General features: G+C 53.5%; 20 protein-coding genes. 10 read left to right on the forward strand and 10 right to left on the reverse strand.

Translation table 11 applies throughout. The features are described from left to right. Positions 1-182: 182 nt before the first annotated feature. A complete protein-coding gene (locus REH51_RS01115) occupies positions 183-1,226 on the reverse strand; it encodes a linear amide C-N hydrolase (protein ID WP_009724576.1) in 1,044 nt (347 codons plus the stop codon). Positions 1,227-1,600: 374 nt separating this feature from the next. Here REH51_RS01115 and REH51_RS01120 point away from each other — a divergent pair, with 374 nt between their 5' ends. After that, the gene (locus REH51_RS01120; protein ID WP_009724575.1) at positions 1,601-2,521 is read left to right on the forward strand and encodes a ketopantoate reductase family protein; all 921 of its coding nucleotides are present in this window, start codon (positions 1,601-1,603) and stop codon (positions 2,519-2,521) included. Positions 2,522-3,407: 886 nt separating this feature from the next. Here REH51_RS01120 and REH51_RS01125 read toward each other — a convergent pair. The 9 genes from REH51_RS01125 to REH51_RS01165 form a co-directional block, all read right to left on the reverse strand. Next, positions 3,408-4,040 carry a glutathione S-transferase family protein gene (locus REH51_RS01125; protein ID WP_009724574.1) on the reverse strand — a complete coding sequence of 211 codons (633 nt, stop codon included), beginning with the start codon at positions 4,038-4,040 and terminating at the stop codon, positions 3,408-3,410. A 197-nt stretch (positions 4,041-4,237) separates the two neighbouring features. Further along, positions 4,238-5,146, reverse strand: coding sequence for a 3-hydroxyisobutyrate dehydrogenase (mmsB, locus tag REH51_RS01130; protein ID WP_498937693.1), 909 nt, complete (start codon positions 5,144-5,146; stop codon positions 4,238-4,240). Positions 5,147-5,170: 24 nt separating this feature from the next. Then, complete coding sequence (locus REH51_RS01135; RefSeq protein ID WP_009724572.1) at positions 5,171-6,286, reverse strand: enoyl-CoA hydratase/isomerase family protein; 1,116 nt, start codon at positions 6,284-6,286, stop codon at positions 5,171-5,173. A gap of 20 nt (positions 6,287-6,306) precedes the next feature. Beyond that, positions 6,307-7,461: an acyl-CoA dehydrogenase family protein gene (locus REH51_RS01140; RefSeq protein ID WP_498936655.1), complete on the reverse strand. Its 1,155-nt coding sequence runs from the start codon at positions 7,459-7,461 to the stop codon at positions 6,307-6,309. Between the two features lie 214 nt (positions 7,462-7,675). Further along, positions 7,676-8,668, reverse strand: coding sequence for a branched-chain amino acid ABC transporter permease (locus REH51_RS01145; protein WP_009724570.1), 993 nt, complete (start codon positions 8,666-8,668; stop codon positions 7,676-7,678). A gap of 2 nt (positions 8,669-8,670) precedes the next feature. Beyond that, positions 8,671-9,558, reverse strand: a complete 888-nt coding sequence (locus tag REH51_RS01150; protein ID WP_009724569.1) for a branched-chain amino acid ABC transporter permease — start codon at positions 9,556-9,558, stop codon at positions 8,671-8,673. Positions 9,559-9,640: 82 nt separating this feature from the next. Then, positions 9,641-10,864, reverse strand: a complete 1,224-nt coding sequence (locus REH51_RS01155) for an ABC transporter substrate-binding protein (protein ID WP_498936657.1) — start codon at positions 10,862-10,864, stop codon at positions 9,641-9,643. Between the two features lie 125 nt (positions 10,865-10,989). Further along, the gene (locus REH51_RS01160; protein WP_009724567.1) at positions 10,990-11,739 is read right to left on the reverse strand and encodes an ABC transporter ATP-binding protein; all 750 of its coding nucleotides are present in this window, start codon (positions 11,737-11,739) and stop codon (positions 10,990-10,992) included. Then, a complete protein-coding gene (locus tag REH51_RS01165; protein WP_039869733.1) occupies positions 11,736-12,524 on the reverse strand; it encodes an ABC transporter ATP-binding protein in 789 nt (262 codons plus the stop codon). The genes REH51_RS01160 and REH51_RS01165 overlap by 4 nt, the downstream gene beginning before the upstream one ends. A 360-nt stretch (positions 12,525-12,884) precedes the next feature. Between REH51_RS01165 and REH51_RS01170 the strand changes: the two genes are divergently transcribed. The 9 genes from REH51_RS01170 to REH51_RS01210 all read left to right on the forward strand — a co-directional run bounded on the left by REH51_RS01170 (position 12,885) and on the right by REH51_RS01210 (position 23,146). After that, a complete protein-coding gene (locus tag REH51_RS01170) occupies positions 12,885-13,298 on the forward strand; it encodes a MerR family transcriptional regulator (protein ID WP_009724565.1) in 414 nt (137 codons plus the stop codon). Between the two features lie 20 nt (positions 13,299-13,318). Continuing rightward, positions 13,319-14,488 (forward strand): isovaleryl-CoA dehydrogenase, encoded by a 1,170-nt coding sequence (locus tag REH51_RS01175; RefSeq protein WP_009724564.1) that lies wholly within the window; start codon positions 13,319-13,321, stop codon positions 14,486-14,488. Positions 14,489-14,498: 10 nt separating this feature from the next. Beyond that, a complete protein-coding gene (locus REH51_RS01180; RefSeq protein ID WP_009724563.1) occupies positions 14,499-16,106 on the forward strand; it encodes a carboxyl transferase domain-containing protein in 1,608 nt (535 codons plus the stop codon). Between the two features lie 11 nt (positions 16,107-16,117). Beyond that, a complete protein-coding gene (locus REH51_RS01185) occupies positions 16,118-16,951 on the forward strand; it encodes an enoyl-CoA hydratase/isomerase family protein (RefSeq protein WP_009724562.1) in 834 nt (277 codons plus the stop codon). Next, the gene (locus tag REH51_RS01190) at positions 16,948-18,987 is read left to right on the forward strand and encodes an acetyl/propionyl/methylcrotonyl-CoA carboxylase subunit alpha (RefSeq protein WP_498936659.1); all 2,040 of its coding nucleotides are present in this window, start codon (positions 16,948-16,950) and stop codon (positions 18,985-18,987) included. Before REH51_RS01185 ends, REH51_RS01190 begins: the two co-directional genes overlap by 4 nt. A gap of 10 nt (positions 18,988-18,997) precedes the next feature. Next, a complete protein-coding gene (locus REH51_RS01195) occupies positions 18,998-19,903 on the forward strand; it encodes a hydroxymethylglutaryl-CoA lyase (RefSeq protein ID WP_498936661.1) in 906 nt (301 codons plus the stop codon). Between the two features lie 66 nt (positions 19,904-19,969). Continuing rightward, positions 19,970-21,673: an AMP-binding protein gene (locus REH51_RS01200; RefSeq protein ID WP_498936662.1), complete on the forward strand. Its 1,704-nt coding sequence runs from the start codon at positions 19,970-19,972 to the stop codon at positions 21,671-21,673. 61 nt (positions 21,674-21,734) lie between these two features. After that, the gene (locus tag REH51_RS01205) at positions 21,735-22,559 is read left to right on the forward strand and encodes a class I SAM-dependent methyltransferase (RefSeq protein ID WP_009724558.1); all 825 of its coding nucleotides are present in this window, start codon (positions 21,735-21,737) and stop codon (positions 22,557-22,559) included. A 44-nt stretch (positions 22,560-22,603) separates the two neighbouring features. Then, complete coding sequence (locus REH51_RS01210) at positions 22,604-23,146, forward strand: hypothetical protein (RefSeq protein ID WP_498936664.1); 543 nt, start codon at positions 22,604-22,606, stop codon at positions 23,144-23,146. The last annotated feature ends 106 nt before the right edge of the window (positions 23,147-23,252 follow it).

Consider the following 23,252-nt stretch of genomic DNA (forward strand, 5'->3'; position numbering starts at 1 on the left):
TAACGCTAGCAGATAAACCGCAGCCTCGTCATTAGTCATTAGCCGCGCATTACGGTTTTCTGCCACGCCTAGAGTCTATTGGCTGATAACACACTTGCACTGCTGCTATCACTTATATAAAAAAAGCCGATGCAGTGGACCAAACTAACTCGGTCAACTGCATCGGCACGTTACGGGCTTGTTTAATACGGAGATCTTTCGGCGACTGTGAAGTCGCTGCTGACGTCGCCAGAAAGTTCGATATTATTCGGATCGAGCACTTGCACCGGCGAACCTTCGTCTAGGTCTAGCTCAGAGAGATCAGCCCATATTACGTTGGGGCTGGTCGTTAGCTCGAAGTAGTACCTAAGCGCTGAGAGGTTCATAACGGTGCGGTACTCGGTGTTATAAATACCGAAACCTTTATACGGCGCGCCAAACGGAACCGATACATTTCGGGCAATCGCAAGTGCGCTTGCCACAGCTTCGCGCTCGTTCTGTGGCTCCGGCAGCATCGACGAATAGTAGGCGATTCGCTGGAAACGGTCGGTCGGCTTGACGTTCCCTGGCAGCGGTGTATCGCTGCTTGGGTTTGAAAAGTCTAATTCTTCCAGCAGTGCCAATTGCTGATCGTAAGGCGGATCATTGGTCATGATTCTAAATTCTCTACCGTGGTGAATCATGGATTCACCATCGATATATTCAATGATCGCTGAATCCCCAGTAGCATCTTCAATTGCCAAATGTACGGTTGCCTTACTACCCCGCGCCTCCGCCATGACAATTTGTACATCTTCGAGTATGTCGAGTGCTTCTTCGACAGTGGCTGCGTTGTCGATCACATATTGCCCCCACAAACCTGCCTGCATTCCTGGTTTGCCAGGGTCACGCGGGCCAAAGTCGGTGGCCGTGAGATAGAGCATGTGGAACGCCAGCCCCTTTTCGTTGAATCCATCGGCAGCGCCGATGCCATAAACCGTGGTGACCATGCTGGCGTACTTCGACGTCCATGTTGCTGCGTTCTCCTCCACGACGACTTCCGCGCCCAGCATGCCCCCATTTCGCTCCATGCCACGGGGGAAGACAGTAATAACCGGATCTGTCGATTCGGGCCAGTCCATTGTGCGGGCAACATAAATGCCCTGCTCGTTGTCATTCCATAAGTACCTAGAACACGCCCATGCTGCATTGGCCATTACCATCGCACCAATCACGATGGCAACGCCCCCTCTGTAATACCTACGCATGAATTACTCCTTTAGAGCGTGTAAATCGCCAGCACAACGCCCTTATGAAAAGACGCTTAAATCGAGCGTCTGATTAAAGGCCGATAGCCCAAAGCAGGCTCGAGCAATCAGCCTTCCACCCAAGCTATTTTCGTTAATTCTTTACCCCAGAAAAACTCCACAAATACAAAATATAGTTAACTTTTGAGGCGATGCAAATCCACCTTCCGAGCACATCGATCATTCACCTAGCTAGATGAGACAGGCAGCTAATCATGTGCATCATCATTAAAAATTAACCGAGTAGCTTGCGGCACTTCATCTCACCTTCATTTCCTTATGCTGAACACGGTAAGCTTGGCGATAACACCGCTACTGATGGCTAAAAATCAACGATGACTTCCCATTGGATACTTGGCCCTGGGGCCATTGGTCGCCTGTTGGCGCATTCGCTTTCACCCATTACTGACATCACCTTGATTGGCCGACGTGCATTGCCTGAACAGCAACGCCTGACCACCCCTGAAGGTGAAGAACGAACTCAGCGGCTAGCGAGCGTTACGGTTGCGGAGCTAGCCTCTCACTCACTGCCTGTGCCTGGGTTTGTGCATATCACCACCAAAGCCATGGCCGCCGAGGCGGCGCTTGCCAGCATTGCCGATGTGGTTGCGCCCACGACCCCGCTGGTGCTGTGGCAGAACGGTTTTTTGGCACAGCCACGGCTGACTGATAGGTGGCCAGGGCCAGTGCTGTGTGCGACCACGACTCAAGGCGCTTACTTAACCGGCAGTGATGGCGTGGTTCACGCCGGGCGCGGGCCGACGTTTATTGGTGATCTCAACAATCAACGCGCTGCGCTAGCAAAAACACTGGCGCAGACGTTAGGTGAGGCAGGCTTTACCGCCACGCCGGTAGACGATATTCGCCAACGCCTGTGGCAAAAGCTGGCGGTTAATGCGGCGATCAACCCATTGGTGGCGCTCAATGGCGTGCGCAATGGTGAGCTGCGCGGTGATGCTTATGCAGTCCGTTTGGCAGCGGTGGTAAAGGAAGTCGCGGCGATTTTAAAGCAGGAAAACATTGCACCACCGAATGGTGGCGAAGGTGAAGACGCGTGGTTGGCGCTTGTGTGGCAGGTGGTGGAGAACACCGCTAACAATAAGGCCTCGATGTTGCAGGATGTTGAGGCCAGACGCACCACCGAGCGCGGGGCGATTTTAGGGCCGTTGATTGATAGCGCCGAGCGCCATGGGTTGCCGTGTGGGTTGTTGAAGGAGCTTGATAGCGAATTGGCTAAATTGGAGGCGAAGTTTTAGGGAACATTTAGTGGCTGAATCATCGCGCGCTAAAGCGCCCTCCCACAATATAAATTGTCCTTATTTACTGTGCTGTCAGGGCTGTGCTGTTCCACTTACAACCGCTGCGCCGGGCTGCCATTGCGGGTGCGCTTCGCTTACCACGCACTACGAAACCCGTATGCTTCATCGCGTATATGCCCGATAAGATCCGTGTATTGAGCCGTTTAGCAAATTGTAGCGCGGGTAACGCTTGGCGAGGGACGAGCCATAAGGCACCCGCGATGGTAGCGCAGCTCTTAGGCTGTCCCTTACAGACTAGCCAAACACTGCTGCGCCGGGCTGCCATTGCGGGTGCGCTTCGCTTACCACGCACTACGAAACCCGTATGCTCCATCGCATAAATGCACGATCAAGCCCATGTATTGAGCCTTTTAGCAAATTGTAGCGCGGGTAACGCATGGCGAGGGACGAGCCATAAGGCACCCGCGATGGTAGCGCATCTCTTAGGCTGTCCCTTACAGACTAGCCAAACACTGCTGCGCCGGGCTGCCATTGCGGGTGCGCTTCGCTTACCACGCACTACGAAACCCGTATGCTCCATCGCGTATATGCACGATAAGATCCGCGTATTGAGCCGTTTGGCAAATTGTAGCGCGGGTAACGCATGGTGAGGGACGAGCCATAAGGCACCCGCGATGGTAGCGCAGCTCTTAGGCTATCCCTTACAGACTAGCCAAATACTGCTGCGCCGGGCTGCCATTGCGGGTGCGCTTCGCTTACCACGCACTACGAAACCCGTATGCTCCATCGCATAAATGCACGATAAAGTCCGCGTATTTTGCTGATTAGCAAATTGTAGCGCGCTAGAGCGCCCTCTCTTCATCAGGAAGGGCCGCTTTCTACATCACGTTACAGGGATCATCACTACGTTCTGAAAGGCGGGGCGTTCTGTAAGCTGTTGGTACCAGCGCTCCAGATTGGGGCGCCGCTGCCAGGTTAACCCAATGTTCCATAAGTTATAGATAAACGGCGCTACGGCGATGTCGCCGAGGCCAAATTCATCGCCGGAAAGCCATGATTGGCTTTGGTTTTCCAGCACGTTATCTAGCAGCTCGAATAACCTTTCGCAGGCTAGTATTCCGGCATCAATAGCGGCATTATCGCGCTCTTCCGGCGGTGTTCTTACGAATCCCTGCAAAATAACGCGGTGCCTGGGCGAAAGCGTATTGTTCGCCCAGTCCATCCATTTCTCTGCCTGGGCGCGCTTGGCGGGGTCATCTATCCATAAGTTACCTTGGCCATACTGCGCTGCTAGGTAGCGGATAATGGTGTTGGATTCCCATAACACGCTATCAGTAGCGTCGTCTTTGAGTAGCGGCACCAGCCCATTGGGGTTCATGGCCAAGTACGCGGGGGTATTGTTGACCCCATGTTCTAGCCCTGCCGGAATTTGCTCAAACGTCAATCCGAGCTCTTCAAGTAACCAACGCACTTTTTTGACGTTAGTGGAGTTATTGCGGCCCCAAAGCGTAATCATGGCAGTCCTCGTGTATGAGCATTTTCTTTGAGTTTGCCCGCTCTTGAGGTCGGAAACAAACTGGGGCTTTAGTGGGATAGCTGGGGCGGCTTCGCCGCCCTCTCCTGGGTGCCTCGTATTGCTCGTTCCTCGCAAAACTCGTTACCACGCGCTACACCACCACTTGCTCCTCACCACTTTCCATTCACGCCTTACCCTCACTCCTTATCTTGATAAAACTGCAGCAGGCTGGAGAAGTCGAGTTTGCCGTTGCCACCTGCTTTATGCAGGGTGAATAGCGAGCGTGCGGCGGAGCCCATAGGCACCGGTGAGGCGCTTTGTTGGCTAACATCCATAGCGAGGCCCAGGTCTTTAATCATCAGGTCTACCTGGAAGCCGCCTTGATAGCCTTTCGAGGCGGGGGCATTTTCCATCACGCCGGGATATGGGTTGTAAACATTAAGCGCCCAGTTGCCCCCAGAGCTTTGTTTCATGATTTCGGACAGCACCGCAGGATCCAGTCCGTTTTTCACGCCCATATTGATCGCTTCACAAGTGCCCGCCATCAGGATGGAAAGCAGCATGTTGTTGCACACTTTAGCCACCTGCCCTGCGCCGTGGTCGCCGGCATGGAAGATATTCTTACCCATCACATCAAGGACGGGCTTGGCCTGTTCAAACTGTGCAGCGCTACCGCCAACAATGAAGGTGAGCGTGCCCGCTTGAGCTCCGCCTACCCCGCCAGACACCGGCGCATCGACAAAGCCAACGCCTTTTTCAGCGCCAGCGGCAGCAACGCTGCGGGCGGGATCCGCATCAATGGTCGAGCAGTCAATCACCAAAGCGCTCTTTTTGATGACATCAAACAGCGGCTCGTCGCCATCCACATAAAGCCCACGCACGTGCTTGCCTGCGGGTAGCATGGAAATAATAAAATCTGCATCGGTGGCTGCTGCCTTGGCAGAAGCCGCTATCTCACAGCCTTGGGATTTCGCTGCTTCCAAGGCCTGATCAGAAAGGTCGAACGCGCGAACGTTAAAGCCCGCTTTCGCCAAGTTGGCCGCCATGGGGCCGCCCATATTGCCTAAACCGATAAACGCGACGGTGGTCATCTTTGTTGTCCTTATTAGAAATATTGACTGAAAAATGGATTAGCGAAGATCTGCTAGGGGGCTCTTTTCCCACGGTGAAGCCAGCAACTCATCGATAAAGGCTTGCTCGACTGACGCGACATCTGGATATTTCCACGCAGGCTGGCCATCTTTATCGACCAACAGCGCACGCACGCCTTCGGGGAATTCCTGATGACGGCAGCACTGCACGGAAAGCGCCAGCTCAAACTGAAACACCTCAGCCAACGACATATGCTTGGCGCGCTTTAGCTGCTCATCAATCAGCTTCACTGACACAGGGCTACCGTGGGAAAGCGTTTTCTGCGCTTTGCTGAACCATTTGTCGTCGCTGCTCACTGCCAGCACGGCATCCACGGCTTGCTCAACCGTGTCGTGATCCATTAGCTCACGAATCAATGCGGCGGATTTGTGAACCGGCGATTCCAGCTCGGCAAATACCTCTTGAGAGGCTTGTTCAAATTCGCGCAGCACACTGTTAACCACACCATGCGCGTCAGTTTGATTTCCTTCACCCCAGGTTGCGTCCATCAGTTGTTGAGCCAGAGCTGCGCGGTAATGGCTAGCAATCGCGCGATCCGCAAGGCCCAGATGAACAGCATCTGGCGCGTTAATTTGGCTGCCGGTCATGGCTAGAAAGCGTCCGGTGCCATTCGGCAGGCGGTTTAAAAACCAGCTAGCGCCAACGTCTGGGTAAAGGCCAATCGTTACTTCTGGCATCGCCAGACGTGAGGTTTCCGTTACGATTCGGTGGCTGCTACCGCTAAGTAGCCCCATACCTCCGCCCATTACAATACCGCTGCCCCAGCAAATAACAGGCTTGGGATAGGTGTGCAGCAGGTAGTCCAGGCGGTACTCGTGTTCAAAAAAACGCTCTGGGAAATCTGGCTCGCCGTCTCCTTTGATCGCTTTATACAAATTGACGACATCGCCCCCTGCGCAAAACGCTTTTTCGCCAGCGCTATCCAACAGAACAGCAACGACTCGCTCGTCGGTTTGCCACGCGGTCAAGCGCGGCAGAATCTCTTCAATCATCTCCAACGTCAGGGCATTCAGTGAACGCTCGGCGTTAAGCGTGATCTCGCCAATAACATGGCCATCTTGGGTGGCGTGTTCAGCAAACAGTACGCTACTCATTCCATTGTCCTTGTGGTTGGCTACAGCTCAGAGGCACCATCAGATAGCACGCGGCGGGAAATGATCAGCCGCATGATTTCGTTGGTTCCTTCCAGAATGCGATGTACACGGGTGTCACGCACATAGCGCTCCATCGGGTACTCCTTAATGTAGCCGTTGCCACCATAGAGCTGAAGCGCCTCATCACACACCTTGAAGCCGACATCTGTCGCAAAGCGCTTCGCCATGGCGCAGTAGGCGGTAGCATCGGGGTGACCCGCATCCAGCTTTGTGGCTGGCATACGCACTAACTGGCGGGCAGCCACAAGCTCAGTGACCATATCTGCTAAACGGAACTGCAGCGCTTGGAAGTCTGCCAAACGCTTACCGAACTGTTTACGCTCCAGCATATATTCACGGGCCTTATTGATCGCTTGCTGAGCGGTGCCGATCGAGCAGGTAGCAATGTTGATACGCCCTCCGTCCAGACCCTTCATGGCAATTTTGAAGCCGTCGCCTTCATTGCCTAACAAGTGGTTGGCGGGCACGCGCACATCTTCAAAGGTAATCATGCGGGTTGGCTGGCTGTTCCAGCCCATTTTGTCTTCCTTACGGCCGTAACTAATGCCGCTTGACTTGGCATCGACCGCAAAGGCAGAAACGCCGCCAGGACCTTCACCACCGGTGCGTGCCATCACCACCAGGAAGTCAGTGCTGCCCGCGCCAGAAATAAACATTTTGCTGCCGTTGAGTAAGTAGTCATCGCCATCGCGCTTAGCGGTGGTTTTGAGCGAGGCCGCATCAGAGCCTGAGTTGGGTTCGGTTAAGCAGTAAGAACCTAGCAGCTCGCCGGTGGCCAATTTTTCGCCCCACTGTTCCACTGCTTCTGGCGTGCCAAAGTCGGCCAACATCCACGTCACCATGTTATGAATGGTGAGATAAGCGGTGGTTGAGGTGCAACCCATGGAAAGCTGTTCAAAAATGATGCTGGCATCCAGACGGGAAAGACCAAGCCCGCCAACGCGTTCTGGCGCGTAAAGTGAGCAAAAACCTAACTCCCCCGCTTTGCGGATCACATCGACAGGAAAGAAGGATTCGGCATCCCACTGCGCGGCGTGGGGTTCTAACTCATTCTGGGCGAATGCCCGGGCCATATCGGAAAAAGCAACCTGGTCTTCACTTAACTCAAAATTCATGGCGAATCTCCGCAGCATGCATAGCTGAACAGCCCGTGATCAGACTGAGCAGCCTGGCGTTTGCTATTATCGTTATTGGCAATGTTGACGTTTACGTTAACTTATATTCTTACCCTGACACGTGCAACCGATTACCCCACTACCTTTGGCGTAGAGACGTGACTTGGGCACAAAAAAGGGTGCCCTGGGGCACCCAATCATCGGAAAGAATCGGTTATTTGAAGTTTTTGCGATACATCTTGGCGAGTTCGCCCACAATGCCGCTGCGGAAGCTAAGTACGCAGACAACAAAGATAATTCCCAGAATGACGCTTACCCAGTTGCCTAACGGCGACTGTGCCAAAATGTGCTGCAGGCTAACAACAATGCCCGCCCCCATGAGAGGCCCAAGCAATGTGCCCACCCCACCCAGCAGCGTCATTAAGATAACTTCACCCGACATGTGCCAGTGCGCATCAGTTAACGACGCCAGCTGAAACACCACGGTTTTGGTAGAACCCGCCAACCCCGCCAGTGCGGCAGAGAGTACAAAAGCCAACAGCTTATAAGCATCTACGTTATAGCCTAGCGAAATAGCGCGCGGTTCATTTTCACGAATCGCCTTGAGCACCTGCCCAAAGGGTGAATGCACGGTACGCTGAATCACTGCGAAGCCAAAGATAAATACCGCAAACACAAAGTAGTACATCGCCAAGTTACTGTTCAGGCTGATCATCCCAAACAGATCACCACGTGGCACGCCGTGCAAGCCGTCCTCACCACCGGTAAACGATGACTGAACGAAGACGAAGAACATCAGCTGGGCAAGCGCTAGCGTCACCATGGCAAAGTAAATGCCCTGACGTCGGATCGAAAGCACCCCAAACAGCCCCCCCAACAGGGTTGCCATTAAAGTACCTGCGATAATACCCATCTCCGGTGTTAGCCCTGGATAGCTTGCCAATAAATAGCCGGTTACATAGCCACCAGTAGCTAAAAATGCAGCGTGTCCGAACGAAAGCAACCCCGCATAGCCCAGCAGCAAATTAAAGGCGCAGGCAAAGAGCGCGAAGCAAAGAATTTTCATCAGGAAAACGGGATAAGCCAAAAAAGGAGCGACTAACCCAACGGCCAAGAGTGCTAGATAGAACATATTGCGACGCATTCTGGCTCGTTTCTGACGTTCTTGTACGGCTGATGGTGCATTGAGTGCTTGAGAGTCTGCCATGGTTATGCCTCCTTACCGAACAGCCCAGCGGGGCGTAACATGAGCACCAATATCATCACCAAGAAGATCACGGTATTGGAGGCTTCGGGGTAATACACTTTAGTTAAGCCTTCGATGATCCCCATGCCTAGGCCGGTTAGAATCGCACCTAGAATAGACCCCATACCACCGATAACTACGACAGCAAACACCACAATCAACAAGCTTGACCCCATGGTAGGTGAAACAGGATATAGCGGTGCTGCCAACACGCCGGCAAAAGCGGCTAACGCTACGCCAAACCCGTAAGTAAGGGTAATTAACAGCGGCACGTTCACCCCAAACGCTTGCATCAGTTGGGAGTTCTCAGTTCCCGCTCGCAGATAAGCGCCCAACCGGGTGCGCTCAATCATAAACCACGTAAATAGACACATGGCCAATGCCGCTACCAGCACCCAAGCGCGGTAGGTAGGCAGGAACATGAAGCCTAGGTTCAGGCCGCCTTGAAGCGCTTCTGGGGTCGAGTATCGCGCGCCAGAAACACCAAAGAAATTAACCAGCGTGCCTTCAAAAATTAGCGCCAACCCGAAGGTAAGCAGCAACCCATAGAGATGGTCTAAATGGGCAATGCGACGCAGCAAAAAGCGCTCCATCAGCATGCCAAAGCCACCGACTACCAGCGGCACCAGAAACAGCGCCAACCAATAATTGATACCTAAATAGCGAAAGCCTAGCAGTGCGGCGAAGGCTCCCAGCATGTATTGCGCCCCATGGGCAAAGTTGACGATCTTCAGTAGGCCGAAGATGACCGCCAGGCCCAAACTAAGCAGTGCGTAAAAAGCTCCATTCACAAGCCCAAGCGTTAGCTGGCCCATGAAAACGGCCAATGGCACGCCGAATATCATCGTCATTGTATGACTCTCCTCGCCGTCAAGCGGTTGGTGGCAAGTTGCCACCAACCAGTTCTAACGTCACTTGCGGTTGTTATTCGACTTAGTTTTGAACCAGTTTGCACTGACTTTCAGAGAGCGGACGGTAGGCTTCATCGGCAGGAATGGTGCTGAGGATTTCATACAGATCCCACTCACCGGTAGACTCTTCCGGCGTTTTCACTTGGGCAAGATACATGTCGTGAATCATACGGCCATCTTCACGAATAGAGCCGTTACGCGCAAAGAAGTCCTCAATGGGCATCTCAGCCATCTGGGCGCGAACAACTTCAGGGTCATCGGTTCCGGCTGCTTCTACGGCTTTCAGGTAGTGCATGGTGCTTGAGTAGATACCCGCTTGAACCATGGTGGGCATACGGCCAACTTCTTCAAAGTAGCGCTCTGACCATTCACGAGAATCTTCATCCATATCCCAATCCCAGCCAGTGGTTAACAGCAGACCTTGGGTGGACTCCAACCCCAGCGCGTGTACATCGTTTAGGAAAATCAACAGACCTGCTAGCTGCTGGCCGCTCTGCGTGAGCCCGAACTGGCTAGCCGTGGTGATCGCGTTAACAGTGTCGGCACCGGCGTTCGCCAAGCCTACAATCTTCGCGCCAGACCCTTGAGCCTGAAGGATGTATGAGGAGAAATCGCTCGTCGGGAACGGGTGACGCACGCCACCGACAATTTCGCCGCCATTGGCTTCAACAACATTGGTCACGTCAGATTCCAGCGCATGGCCGAAAGCATAGTCAGCGGTTAATAAGAACCAGCTGTCGCCGCCCTGCTCTACTACCGCTTTTGCAGTACCGTTCGCCAGTGGGTAAGTATCGTAAACCCAGTGAATGTGGTTGGGAGTGCAATGTTCATTGGTAATGCTTGATGCCGCAGACCCCGACACGATGCCCAGGCCATTGTTTTCTTCGAGTACTTTAGTCACTGCGATAGACACCGAGGACGCCACTAGGCCACCTACCATGTCGACGTTACGCTGGTCGATCCACTCACGTACCGTGTTAGCACCGACGTCGGCACTATTACGATCATCAGCACTAAAAATAACGATGGGTGAGCCATTAACACTGCCGCCAAAATCAGCCACAGCCATTTCCATTGCTGTTTGGCCGCCTGGGCCAGCGAGGTCACGGTAAGTACCTGACATGTCAGCCAAATAACCAATACGGACTTCGCCATCGCTGATTTCAGCGTGAGCGGTAGAGATTGCCATAGTAGAAGCGGCGGCAACGGCGATACTGGCGGTCAGCGTTTTTTTCATGAAGGTCATGTTCGTCTCCTGGCCCTCGGGGCCTTTGTTGTTGTGTTACGACGTTCTAATGAGGTGCTTATTGAGCGTTTAATGTTTTGGTACTGCGCGTGTTACTCATCCAGCTTTATTATTTTGGATCGGCGTTATACCCCCAGCATAGTGTTGAGATGATCTCGACGTGACGGAAGCTGTTCTGCGCTAATCTCTTCAACAATCTGGCCGTGATCCATTACAAAATGACGATCTGCCAGCGGCGCTGCAAAACGAAAGTTCTGCTCCACCAGAACAATGGTCATACCCCGTTCTTTAAGTTGAATAAGCACTTCACCAAGTTTTTGCACAATAACGGGGGCTAAGCCTTCGGTAATTTCATCGAGTAGCAAAAGCCGCGCACCGGTGCGTAAAATGCGCGCCATGGCCAACATCTGCTGCTCACCGCCGGAAAGCCGCGTACCTTGGCTTTTGCGACGTTCGTACAGGTTCGGAAACATGCCGTAGATTTCATCTAGGCTCATTCCGCCAGAGCGAACGGTAGGCGGAAGTAATAAATTTTCGTGCACATCCAGGCTTGCAAAAATGCCACGCTCTTCAGGGCAGTAACCAATACCAAGCCTTGGAATATGGTGTGCCTTCATATTCAGCGTTTCGTTGCCATTAATCACAATCGAGCCAGTACGACGCCCCACCATATTCATAATGGATTTCAGGGTAGTACTACGTCCCGCGCCGTTGCGGCCCAGCAGCGTGACCAACTCACCACGCTTAACATCAAAATTCACGCCGTGAAGAATATGCGACTCGCCATAGAAAGCGTGCAGGTCTTGCACTCTCAGCATTTCTAGTGTTTGAGAATCGGCTAACTCATTGGTTTCATAGGCTTCAGCGGTATTCATACGGCAGCCTCCTCTTCAGCAGCTTCACTGCCCATATAAGCCTCACGCACCAACGGGTTGCGGGAAACCTCGTCGTAGTCACCTTCGGCCAACACCGCCCCGCGCGCCAACACCGTAATGCGGTCACAAAGCCTGCTGACCACGCTCAAGTTGTGCTCCACCATCAATACTGTGCGCCCTTTCGAGACGCGCTTGATCAGTGCCACGATGCGGTCAACATCCTCTGCCCCCATCCCCTGAGTCGGCTCATCTAACAGCATCATCGTAGGGTCAAGCGCCAATGTGGTGGCGACTTCGAGCGCGCGCTTACGGCCATAAGGCATCTCTACCGTTAACGTATCGGCGTATTCACGCAGGCCAACTTCATCAAGTAGCTCTAGCGCACGCTCATTAAGGTGATCCAGCGTCTTCTCTGATTTCCAGAAGTGAAACGATGTGCCTAATTGACGCTGCAGCGCTACCCGCACGTTTTCCAGCGCCGTCATATGGGCAAACACCGCTGAAATTTGAAATGACCGCACAAGACCCAGCTGCGCAATTTCATTGGATTTTTTGCTGGTAATGGGCTTACCGCGATAAAGGATTTCTCCACGGGTGGGCGGCAAGAACTTGGTTAGCAGATTAAAAACGGTGGTCTTTCCAGCACCGTTAGGGCCAATCAGGGCGTGAATATGCCCTTCCTGAACTTGAAGATTAACGTTATCCACGGCGGTAAAGCCGCGAAACTCTTTGGTCAGCCCTCGGGTTTCGAGCACTGGCCCACTGAGAACATCATCTGCACGCATGGAGTGGTAAACCTCTTTTTGTTCTTGTGTTCGGGTGTTCTTGTATCCGGGTGTTTGGTGCTGACGTTTCACCAACCGCTTCATCAAGTGAAACTCGTTAGCCGGCAACACACCCTTACCTGAACGTAAGGTGTAGGTGCAAACTAGCAATCACTTGTAGGGTATTACAATTACAACTTTGGTCTACGCTTCTTTAACGTTTCCTCACATTAACAAACTAAATGCTTATTTTTCATATATTTACCAAAAAACAAAGCAAATCACAAAAGCACAACTACTGCTTTACGTTAACGTAAACTTGTTTTAGCCTCATGGTCAGTGTTCCATAGGGACATTCCCCTATCGACGAGAACAATGATCATGAGCAAAACCTACACGATCAGCGAATTGGCCAGCGAGTTTGACGTTACCACTCGAAGCATCCGTTTTTATGAAGACCAGGAGTTACTCCACCCTGCTCGCCGTGGCCAAACACGCATCTACAGCAGCAAAGATCGCGTGCGCCTGAAATTAACGCTACGTGGTAAACGACTTGGGTTTTCCTTAGCAGAAATTCGCGAACTATTTGAGCTGTGGGATGAGACCCGTAGCGGCAGCGAAAAGCAGTTGCATTTGATGTTAAGCAAAATCAGCGAGCGTAAATCGGCTCTAGAACAACAAATGAAAGACATCACGATGGTGCAGCTAGAGCTTGAGAGCGCTGAAATTCGCTGCCGCCAGGCTCTTGAAGAACTCAATGAAAAACCTTCTTTAACGACGAAAAGCTCCCTTTAACAATGACAAGGTGATTGACCATGTTTTCACACTATTCAGAACTCAATTTCGGCCTCGACGATGAACTGAACATGCTGCGCGAGCAGGTCAATGCCTTTGCCGCTAGCGAAATTGCTCCGCGTGCCGCTGAAATCGACCGCAACAACGAATTCCCTAACGATCTATGGAAGAAATTTGGCGACATGGGTCTGTTGGGGATTACCGTTTCTGAAGAAGATGGCGGTAGTGGTATGGGCTACTTGGCCCACTGCATTGCAATGGAAGAAATTTCCCGGGCAAGCGCTTCCGTCGCACTCTCCTATGGTGCGCACTCAAACCTGTGCGTCAATCAGCTTAAGATTAACGCCAGCGCTGAACAAAAAGAGAAATACCTGCCTAAGCTGATCAGCGGCGACCACATAGGCGCACTGGCAATGTCAGAGCCAGGAGCGGGTTCTGACGTTGTGTCAATGCAGCTGCGTGCCAAGCTGGATGGTGATCATTACATCCTTAACGGCAATAAGATGTGGATCACCAACGGTCCTGACGCCGATGTACTGGTGGTGTACGCCAAAACTGATCCGGAAGCAGGCTCCAAAGGCATTACCGCCTTCATTATTGAAAAAGGCATGCCTGGCTTCTCGACTGCACAGAAGCTCGACAAGCTTGGCATGCGCGGCTCCAACACCTGCGAACTGGTTTTCCAAGACTGCAAAGTACCGGTTGAAAACGTACTGGGTGAGGTCGGTAAAGGGGTTCGCGTTCTCATGAGCGGTCTGGATTATGAGCGCACCGTTCTGGCTGCTGGCCCTATCGGCATTATGCAGGCCGCCATGGACGTCGTGCTGCCCTACATTCATGAGCGTAAGCAGTTCAACCAATCGATCGGCGAGTTCCAGTTGGTTCAAGGTAAAGTGGCGGATATGTACACCACGCTGAACGCTTGCCGCGCCTACTTATACGCCGTTGCCGGGGCCTGCGACCGCGGCCAAACCTCTCGTAAAGACGCAGCGGGCGTGATTCTTTACTGCGCAGAGAAAGCCACCCAAGTTGCCCTAGATGCCATTCAACTGCTCGGCGGCAACGGCTATATCAACGAGTACCCCACTGGTCGCCTTCTGCGCGATGCCAAACTGTATGAAATTGGCGCGGGCACCAGCGAAATTCGCCGGATGCTGATTGGCCGCGAACTCTTCACCGAAACAAAGTAAGGGCCGCGCCATGAGCACACTCTCTACACAGATCAATCCCCGCAGCGATGTCTTTCAAACCAACGCCGCATCCATGCTGGGGGAAGTTTCCAAGCTACGAGAATTGACCGCTGCCGTCGCCCAAGGCGGCGGCCCCAAGGCCCGTGAACGCCACGAGAGCCGCGGCAAGCTCTTTGTGCGTGACCGTATCGATCACTTAATTGACGAAGGTTCGCCATTTTTAGAGTTTTCCGCACTGGCAGCCCATCACGTTTACGATAGCGACGTACCTGCGGCAGGCGTGGTGACAGGCATTGGCCGGGTATCTGGCGTTGAGTGCGTGATTGTGGCCAACGATGCCACAGTAAAAGGCGGCACTTATTTCCCGCTAACGGTGAAAAAGCACCTGCGCGCCCAAGAAATCGCCCGCAAGCACCGTTTACCGTGCATCTATTTAGTCGATTCAGGCGGCGCTTTCCTGCCCCGTCAGGATGAAGTGTTCCCCGATCGCGATCACTTCGGGCGCATCTTCTATAACCAAGCCACAATGTCGGCAGAGGGCATTCCGCAAATAGCGGTTGTCATGGGTTCCTGTACGGCTGGCGGCGCTTATGTACCCGCTATGGCGGATGAATCAATCATCGTTAAAGAACAGGGCACGATTTTCCTGGGTGGTCCGCCACTGGTGAAAGCGGCAACAGGCGAAAACATTAGTGCAGAAGATCTGGGCGGTGCGGATGTTCACGCCAAAGTGAGCGGCGTGGCCGATCACTACGCTGAAAACGATGCTCACGCCCTGCAGTTGGCGCGCGCTTGCGTATCCCGTTTAAATTGGCAAAAGCGTGGCAAATTAGCCATGCAAGCACCCAAGCCACCCAAACTCGACCCCAGCGAACTTTACGGCATTGTCGGCACCGATCTTAAAAAACCTTACGATGTTCGCGAAGTGATTGGACGGATTGTCGATAGCTCTGACTTTGATGAGTTCAAACGTTACTACGGCGACACCTTGGTCACTGGCTTTGCGCACATCCACGGCTATCCGGTTGGTATTGTGGCGAACAACGGCGTGCTGTTTTCAGAGAGCGCGGTAAAAGGTGCGCACTTTATCGAGCTATGCGCCCAGCGCAAGATCCCGTTGGTGTTCCTGCAAAATATCACCGGTTTCATGGTCGGCTCCAAGTACGAGCATGAAGGCATCGCTAAGCACGGCGCTAAGCTAGTGACCGCCGTGGCATGTGCCAAAGTACCAAAATTTACCGTTCTGATTGGCGGCAGCTTCGGCGCGGGCAACTACGGTATGTGTGGCCGCGCCTATGACCCTAACCTGCTGTTTATGTGGCCCAATGCACGTATTTCAGTCATGGGTGGCGAGCAGGCGGCGGGGGTACTTTCTCAGGTCAAACGTGAACAGTACGATCGCGATGGCCGAGAGTGGACCAAAGAGGAAGAAGAGGCTTTCAAACAGCCCACCCGTGATCAGTATGAGCACCAGGGCCATCCTTACTATGCCAGCGCCCGCTTATGGGACGATGGCGTGATTGATCCACTTCAGACCCGCGATGTACTAGGGCTTTCTCTAGCCGCTGCCATGAATGCTGAAGTAGAAGAGACGCGCTTCGGCGTGTTCCGGATGTAAGGGCGAACACTATGGCTTACTCAACGCTATTGATCGAAAAGGGCGTGGCGCGCCTGACTTTAAACCGCCCAGAGGTGCATAACGCCTTTGACGACAGCCTGATCGCTGAACTGAACGCCCATCTAGACGAATTGCATGCGCTAGCCAACGCCGGCGACGTTCGGGTAGTGGTACTTGGCTCCGAAGGTAAAAGCTTCTCTGCAGGCGCTGACCTTAACTGGATGAAGCGCATGGTCGATTACGACCTGGAAAATAACTTAGCGGACTCTCGTAAGCTCTCAGCACTAATGTATGGGCTAGATACCTTGCCCTGCCCCACGGTTTGCCGTGTGCAGGGGGCCGCCTTTGGCGGCGCGGTGGGTCTTGCCGCCTGTTGCGACCTGGTGATCGCTTCAGATAAAGCTAAATTTTGCCTGTCGGAAGTGAAAATTGGCTTATCGCCTGCGGTGATTAGCCCCTATGTGCAGCGCGCGCTTGGCGAGCGCCAAATGCGTCGTTATGCACTCACTGCTGAAGTGATGGATGCACCGACAGCGATGGCACTCGGTTTAGCCCACCAAGTCGTTGAACACGATGCCTTGGATGGCGCCGTAGACGCTATGCTCGACACCCTTCTGGGTGGCTCTCCCCAAGCCCAACGGGCAACCAAAGCACTGCTGGCAAGCGTGGCTCAGGCACCCGACAGTGACGCCACCCGAGAACACACCTGCCAAGTGATCTCCAAACTGCGGGTGAGCCAAGAGGGTCAAGAGGGCTTAGCTAGCTTTTTTGAAAAGCGCCGCCCTGCCTGGACGCAACCGTCTGGCCTTCAAGAACCCAACACTGCTGCGGAGCCACGCTCATGACGCTTGACCTTACTAAATTCGACACGTTGTTAGTGGCCAACCGCGGTGAAATTGCCTGTCGCGTGATGCGCACCGCCCGACGTATGGGGCTGAAAACGGTTGCCGTTTATTCAGACGCCGATGCTACGGCTCGTCATGTGCGCGAGGCCGATGAAGCAGTGCGTTTAGGCCCCGCTGCCGCCCGCGAAAGTTACCTTAATGTCGATGCGGTTATCGATGCAGCCAAGCGCACCGGCACTGGCGCCATTCACCCCGGCTACGGCTTTCTTTCAGAAAACGGTGGGTTTGTTAAAGCCCTTGAGCAAGCGGGCATCATCTTTGTAGGCCCCCCAGCGTCGGCAATTGCCGCGATGGGCGACAAATCTGCCGCAAAAGCCCGTATGGCCAATGCGGGCGTGCCGCTGGTACCTGGCTATCATGGCGACGATCAGGATGATGCGCTGCTGCGCAGCGAAGCCGACAAAATCGGTTATCCGGTGATGTTGAAAGCCAGCGCTGGTGGCGGTGGTAAAGGCATGCGCGTAGTTGAAAGCGCCGAAGGTTTTCAAGCAGCGCTTGATGGCTGCCGACGTGAATCCAAAGCCGCATTCGGCGACGACCGCATGTTAATAGAGAAATACTTGGTGCAGCCTCGTCACGTCGAAGTACAGGTATTCTGCGACCGCTACGGCAATGGCGTGTACTTATTCGAGCGGGATTGCAGCGTTCAGCGCCGCCATCAAAAAGTCATTGAAGAAGCCCCCGCTCCCGGCATGACGCCAGAACTGCGCAGTGCGATGGGCGACGCCGCCGTTCGCGCGGCAAAAGAAATTGGCTATGTGGGTGCAGGTACCGTGGAGTTCCTGCTCGACGCCGACGGCTCGTTCTACTTTATGGAGATGAACACACGCCTACAGGTTGAGCACCCCGTCACTGAAATGATTACCGGCCAGGATTTAGTCGAATGGCAGGTGCGCGTTGCGATGGGCGAACCACTCCCCTGCACGCAAGACGAGCTAACCATTACCGGCCATAGCTTTGAAGCACGCCTGTATGCCGAAGACCCAGAACAAGACTTCCTGCCGGCTACCGGCTTATTGACTCGCTTCGCATTAGATTTAGAAGGTGCTGACTTAGATAGCGATCGGGTACGTTTAGACAGCGGCGTAGAAAGCGGCGATGTGGTTTCCATGCACTACGACCCTATGCTGGCCAAACTGATTGTTCACGGCGCTGACCGGGATGCGGCGCTAGCCACTCTCAACCGCGCCCTGGCGGCGCTGGATGTGCAGGGCGTGGTGACTAACCGCGCCTTCCTACAACGCTTGGCAAATCACCCTGGTTTTAAAAACGTCGAGCTCGACACGCGTTTTATCGAACGCAATGAAGCCACCCTGTTTGCTCCGCGCAGCTACTCTACCGAAGCCTATGCCAGCGCCGCGCTTATCGGCCTGAACCAACTGGCTCAAGAATGCGAAAGCGACTCCCCATGGGATCGCCACGACGGCTTCCGCTTGAATGCACCACATACGATTCGTATTGCGCTGTGTGACCCGGCAAGTGCCCAGGCAGCCGACAGCGATGAAGCGGTGGTGATTGTTGAAGGTAAGCGCGAAAGCGGCGAATCACTTTGGAATCTGACCATCGGTGATCAAACGCTGACCGCTAGCCTACAACCGCTGACAGGCGACGCCGTGGCCGTCACGCTAAACGGCCATCGCCGCCGTCTACAGGCACGCCGCGATGGCCATATCGTGGTGATGGCTGAACCCAGTGGCGAAACACGCCTCTTCTGGCGACGCATCGATGCCATTGACCACGGTCACCATGAAGCGGAATCAACGCTGACTGCCCCCATGAATGGCACCGTGGTAGCACTACTGGTAGCCCCTGGCGCGGCGGTAGAAAAAGGCATGCCGTTGATGGTCATGGAGGCGATGAAGATGGAGCACACTATGACGGCCCCTGCCTATGGTAGCGTGGAGACGTTCCACTTCCAGTCGGGCGATACCGTGAGTCAAGGTGACGTGCTACTCGACTTTGCCCCCAGCGAATAGGAGCTAACCGATGGCGCTGCCTACGTCTATTAAACTGTTTGAAATGGCCCCCCGCGATGGCCTTCAAAACGAACCGGGCACCCTGGTGCCCACCGCCACCAAAATCGAACTGATCGAACGGCTGGCGAATGCTGGCCTGACCCATATTGAGGCCGCCAGCTTTGTCTCGCCAAAATGGGTACCACAAATGGGTGATGCCAGCGAGGTAATGCGCGGTATTGCCCGCAAACCCGGCGTGGTTTATTCGGCGTTAACGCCTAACCTGAAAGGCTTGGAAGGAGCACTGGCAGCCGGCGGTGAAGAAGTAGCGGTATTTGGCGCCGCTTCTGAGGCGTTTTCTCAGAAAAACATCAACTGCTCGATTGCTGAGTCGCTGACGCGCTTTGAGCCAGTGCTTGCGCGAGCCAATGAAGCAGGTGTGCGGGTGCGTGGCTATGTGTCCTGCGTACTGGGCTGCCCCTATGAAGGGGACATTTCGCCGCAAAAAGTCGCCGAGGTAGCAAAAGCACTGTATGAGATGGGCTGCTATGAAATCTCCCTAGGTGACACCATCGGTGTCGGCACGCCGCTAGCCGCTAAGCGGATGATTGAGGCTGCCCGCCAGCAGGTGCCCATCGAGCATTTAGCTGCTCATTTCCACGATACCTATGGCATGGCGCTAGCTAACTTGTATGCCGTAATGGAAGAAGGCGTGAGCGTGATTGACGCAGCGACTGCAGGACTTGGTGGCTGCCCCTATGCCAAAGGTGCATCCGGCAATGTGGCAACCGAAGACGTACTTTACCTGCTGGAGGGGCTGGGCATTAACACGGGCATAGACCTCCAGGCAGTCATTGATACTGGCGTCTGGATCACTCGGCAACTCGGCCGCAAGCCCAGCTCTAAAGTCGCGTTGGCCAAAAGCACGGTTAGTTAATAATAAATATAGAGGCCAACTGCTTTCTTCCCGTTGAGACAAAAAAAACAGTTCGGAGAGACACCCATGGCATCACCTGCACACACCCTACCTAGCTACACCAGCAGCACCGCAGATAAACCGCTGCTGGGCATGACCATTGGCGATAAATTTGACCAAATCGCCGCACAGTATCCCGAAAACGACGCGCTGATCGCCCTTCATCAGAACATTCACTGGAGTTATCGCCAGCTTCAGGAAGAAGTTAACCGCTGTGCCCGCGCACTGTTGGCCATTGGTGTTAAAAAAGGCGACCGAGTCGCCATCTGGGCACCTAACTGCTACGAATGGACCCTGACCCAGTTTGCCACCGCCAAGATTGGCGCGATTCTGGTAAATATTAACCCTTCCTACCGCACCCATGAGTTGGACTACGCGCTCAATCAATCCGGCGCGCGCTTTCTGATTCCCGCCAATCAATTCAAAAGCTCTGATTACACCGCCATGCTGTTTGAACTCGCGCCTGAGCTAAACAACAGCGCGGAGGGTCAGCTAAAAGCACAAAAGCTGCCTGATCTTGAGTGCATCATCAACCTGAGCAGTGACAAGCATCATGGCATGTGGCGTTGGGAAGACTTCATTCAGGAAGCCAATAAGGTCAGCCAGACGGATGTCGATGACCTACAAGCCACGCTGCAGTTTGATGATCCGATCAATATTCAGTACACCTCGGGCACAACGGGCTTTCCGAAAGGCGCGACGCTCTCTCACCACAACATTCTCAACAATGGCTTCTTCGTTGCCGAAAGCATGGGCTTTACCAGCGAAGACCGCTTGGTCATTCCCGTGCCGCTCTACCACTGCTTTGGCATGGTCATGGGCAACCTGGGCTGCATGACCCACGGCGCAGCCATGATTTATCCAGATGAAGGGTTTGATCCCGGTAAAGTGCTAAAAGCGGTACACGAGCAAAAAGCCACCGCGCTGTACGGCGTACCCACCATGTTCATCGCCGAGCTAGAGCATCCTGACTTTGCCACTACCGACTTTTCTTCGCTGCGCACCGGCATTATGGCGGGTTCTATTTGTCCTGCAGAAATCATGAAGCAGGTCATCGAAAAGATGAACATGAAAGGCGTACAGATCGCCTACGGCATGACAGAAACCAGCCCGGTTTCCACCCAAACCGGCGCTAACGACACCATTGAAAAGCGCGTTTCCACCGTTGGCCGCACCCAACCCCACCTGGAAAGCAAGATCGTCGATCCTGGCAACGGAGGCATTCTGCCCCGTGGTGAAATTGGCGAGCTATGCACCCGTGGCTACAGTGTGATGCTCAAGTACTGGAACAATGACAAAGCCACGACTGAGGCCATTGACGAAGCTGGCTGGATGCATACGGGCGACCTTGCCACCATGGACGAGGAAGGTTACATCCAGATCGTTGGCCGTATTAAAGACATGGTGATTCGCGGCGGTGAGAATGTATATCCTAAAGAGATTGAGGAGTTTTTATACGCCCACCCTGCGATTTCAGAAGTACAGGTCACCGGTGTTCCGGATAAGAAGTATGGCGAAGAATTAATTGCCTGGGTGAAGCTCAACAGCAGCGCAGGAGACGTCACTGGAGAAGACCTGCGGGAGTACTGCAAAGGCAAAATCACTCACTTTAAGATTCCCCGTTACTTTAAATTTGTTGATGAGTTCCCAATGACGGTAACCGGTAAAATTCAGAAATTTAAAATGCGCGAAATTTCTATCCAAGAGCTTGGGCTTGAGGATCAAAAATAACCCTTTAATTAACGCCGGCCCATGGTCGGCGTTAATTTCTGTATGACATTGAGACACCGACATGTCCACTCACCAGCGGCTAGCCGAGCACTACCACCAAGGGTTACGCGATGACGATATCCTTAGCCAAATTCGCACCCACTACCCTGATGGCCCGACGCTTCACCAACTTGCCCCGCTAGACCAGCTACATATCGGTGGTATTACCGCCTCTAAAAAGCTGCTTAACCTGCTTGATCCTTCGCAACATACGAAAGTGCTTGATATAGGCTCAGGCTTAGGCGGATTAATGCGCCAAGGGGCAGCGCTAGGTTTTCAACTTACCGGTTTAGATATCACCCACCGCTTTAACGTACTTAACCAGGCGCTGACTAACTTATCGGCTTCTCCGGCAAATTCGTCACTTAGCTGGGTTACCGGAGATGCCTGCGCGTTACCCTTTCCAGAGAGCACATTTGATGCAGTGCTATTTCAGCACAGCCTGATAAATATGCCCGACCCCGCCCAGGTTATTGCCGAAAGCCGACGTGTGCTCCGCCCAGGTGGCAAGCTTGTCATGCATGAAGTCGTTAGTGGTAAAAATATCGCCGAATTGCGCTACCCGGTTCCTTGGGCAGCATCGCCAGAGCATTCACACTTACTTTCGATGGCAGAATTGACGGACTTGCTGACAGCAAACAGCTTTCAGATTCAGCACAGTGAAGATTGGAGCAGCACTGCGCTTGAGTGGCGTCAGCGGCAACGCCAGAAAGAGCAGACCAATACTGTCGCCGTGCTCTCTCCGCAATGGGTATTTGGCAAGCGCTTTTTAAAAATGGGTAAAAACCTGCTAGAAAATTTATCAAATAACGCAATTAACGTGGTAGAAATCAGCGCCTGTTGCTAGGCTGATTAAGATAACTTCCTTACCAAGGGACACGAGGAACGCCAATGAAACGCTTGGCAAGCACCCTGATTTGTAGCTTTGCTGGCTCAATGCTGCCGTTACTGAACTGTTTTGCCAGCGGTGGAGATACCGACCTCGCCTATGCGTCTCCAAACAGCGAGCTCATGTCCCTGCGCAACGGTGTTGTTCTAGAAGGCAGCGACTTAAGCAGCCTCGATAGCTACACCACTGGCTTTCGTTTTACGGCCGGCTTTAGTCCATGGCAGCTACCACAGTTGGATATTGGCGCTGAGATTGCCTACCGCGAAAGTGAAGAAGTTCCCATCTCTTCCAGTGTTGACCCTCTTATCATGGATACTCTCAGCCTGGGCGGAGCGATCGTAGCTGGCGTGCGAATGGGAGCCTTCAGCGTTTACGCCAAGTCTGGCCTCACCGAGTGGCGTGGCGAAACCGATCAACCATTAGCTGACGACGGCGGCACCGCCTTCCTGCAAGGCTTTGGTGCCACCATGACCATCAATCGTTTGGTAAGCCGCGTAGAGTACGAACGCATCGATGCCCCCACCCTCAGCCACCTCAATATGTAAAGCGCCCCCCTGCCCCTGCCGTTCTAACTCAAACTGTTCACTGTTATTAATTTATCCTTATTTAAAACTTCTGCTTGGCTTTTCACCTCTTTTTGTAAGAGATCTC

Source organism: Halomonas bluephagenesis, assembly GCF_054790765.1.

Coding starts and splice junctions, on each gene's coding strand:
- REH51_RS01115 (WP_009724576.1), bottom strand. CDS start 1,226: ATGCGTAGGTATTACAGAGGGGGCGTTGCCATCGTGATTGGTGCGATG.
- REH51_RS01120 (WP_009724575.1), top strand. CDS start 1,601: ATGACTTCCCATTGGATACTTGGCCCTGGGGCCATTGGTCGCCTGTTG.
- REH51_RS01125 (WP_009724574.1), bottom strand. CDS start 4,040: ATGATTACGCTTTGGGGCCGCAATAACTCCACTAACGTCAAAAAAGTG.
- REH51_RS01135 (WP_009724572.1), bottom strand. CDS start 6,286: ATGAGTAGCGTACTGTTTGCTGAACACGCCACCCAAGATGGCCATGTT.
- REH51_RS01140 (WP_498936655.1), bottom strand. CDS start 7,461: ATGAATTTTGAGTTAAGTGAAGACCAGGTTGCTTTTTCCGATATGGCC.
- REH51_RS01145 (WP_009724570.1), bottom strand. CDS start 8,668: ATGGCAGACTCTCAAGCACTCAATGCACCATCAGCCGTACAAGAACGT.
- REH51_RS01150 (WP_009724569.1), bottom strand. CDS start 9,558: ATGACGATGATATTCGGCGTGCCATTGGCCGTTTTCATGGGCCAGCTA.
- REH51_RS01155 (WP_498936657.1), bottom strand. CDS start 10,864: ATGACCTTCATGAAAAAAACGCTGACCGCCAGTATCGCCGTTGCCGCC.
- REH51_RS01160 (WP_009724567.1), bottom strand. CDS start 11,739: ATGAATACCGCTGAAGCCTATGAAACCAATGAGTTAGCCGATTCTCAA.
- REH51_RS01165 (WP_039869733.1), bottom strand. CDS start 12,524: ATGCGTGCAGATGATGTTCTCAGTGGGCCAGTGCTCGAAACCCGAGGG.
- REH51_RS01170 (WP_009724565.1), top strand. CDS start 12,885: ATGAGCAAAACCTACACGATCAGCGAATTGGCCAGCGAGTTTGACGTT.
- REH51_RS01175 (WP_009724564.1), top strand. CDS start 13,319: ATGTTTTCACACTATTCAGAACTCAATTTCGGCCTCGACGATGAACTG.
- REH51_RS01180 (WP_009724563.1), top strand. CDS start 14,499: ATGAGCACACTCTCTACACAGATCAATCCCCGCAGCGATGTCTTTCAA.
- REH51_RS01185 (WP_009724562.1), top strand. CDS start 16,118: ATGGCTTACTCAACGCTATTGATCGAAAAGGGCGTGGCGCGCCTGACT.
- REH51_RS01190 (WP_498936659.1), top strand. CDS start 16,948: ATGACGCTTGACCTTACTAAATTCGACACGTTGTTAGTGGCCAACCGC.
- REH51_RS01195 (WP_498936661.1), top strand. CDS start 18,998: ATGGCGCTGCCTACGTCTATTAAACTGTTTGAAATGGCCCCCCGCGAT.
- REH51_RS01200 (WP_498936662.1), top strand. CDS start 19,970: ATGGCATCACCTGCACACACCCTACCTAGCTACACCAGCAGCACCGCA.
- REH51_RS01205 (WP_009724558.1), top strand. CDS start 21,735: ATGTCCACTCACCAGCGGCTAGCCGAGCACTACCACCAAGGGTTACGC.
- REH51_RS01210 (WP_498936664.1), top strand. CDS start 22,604: ATGAAACGCTTGGCAAGCACCCTGATTTGTAGCTTTGCTGGCTCAATG.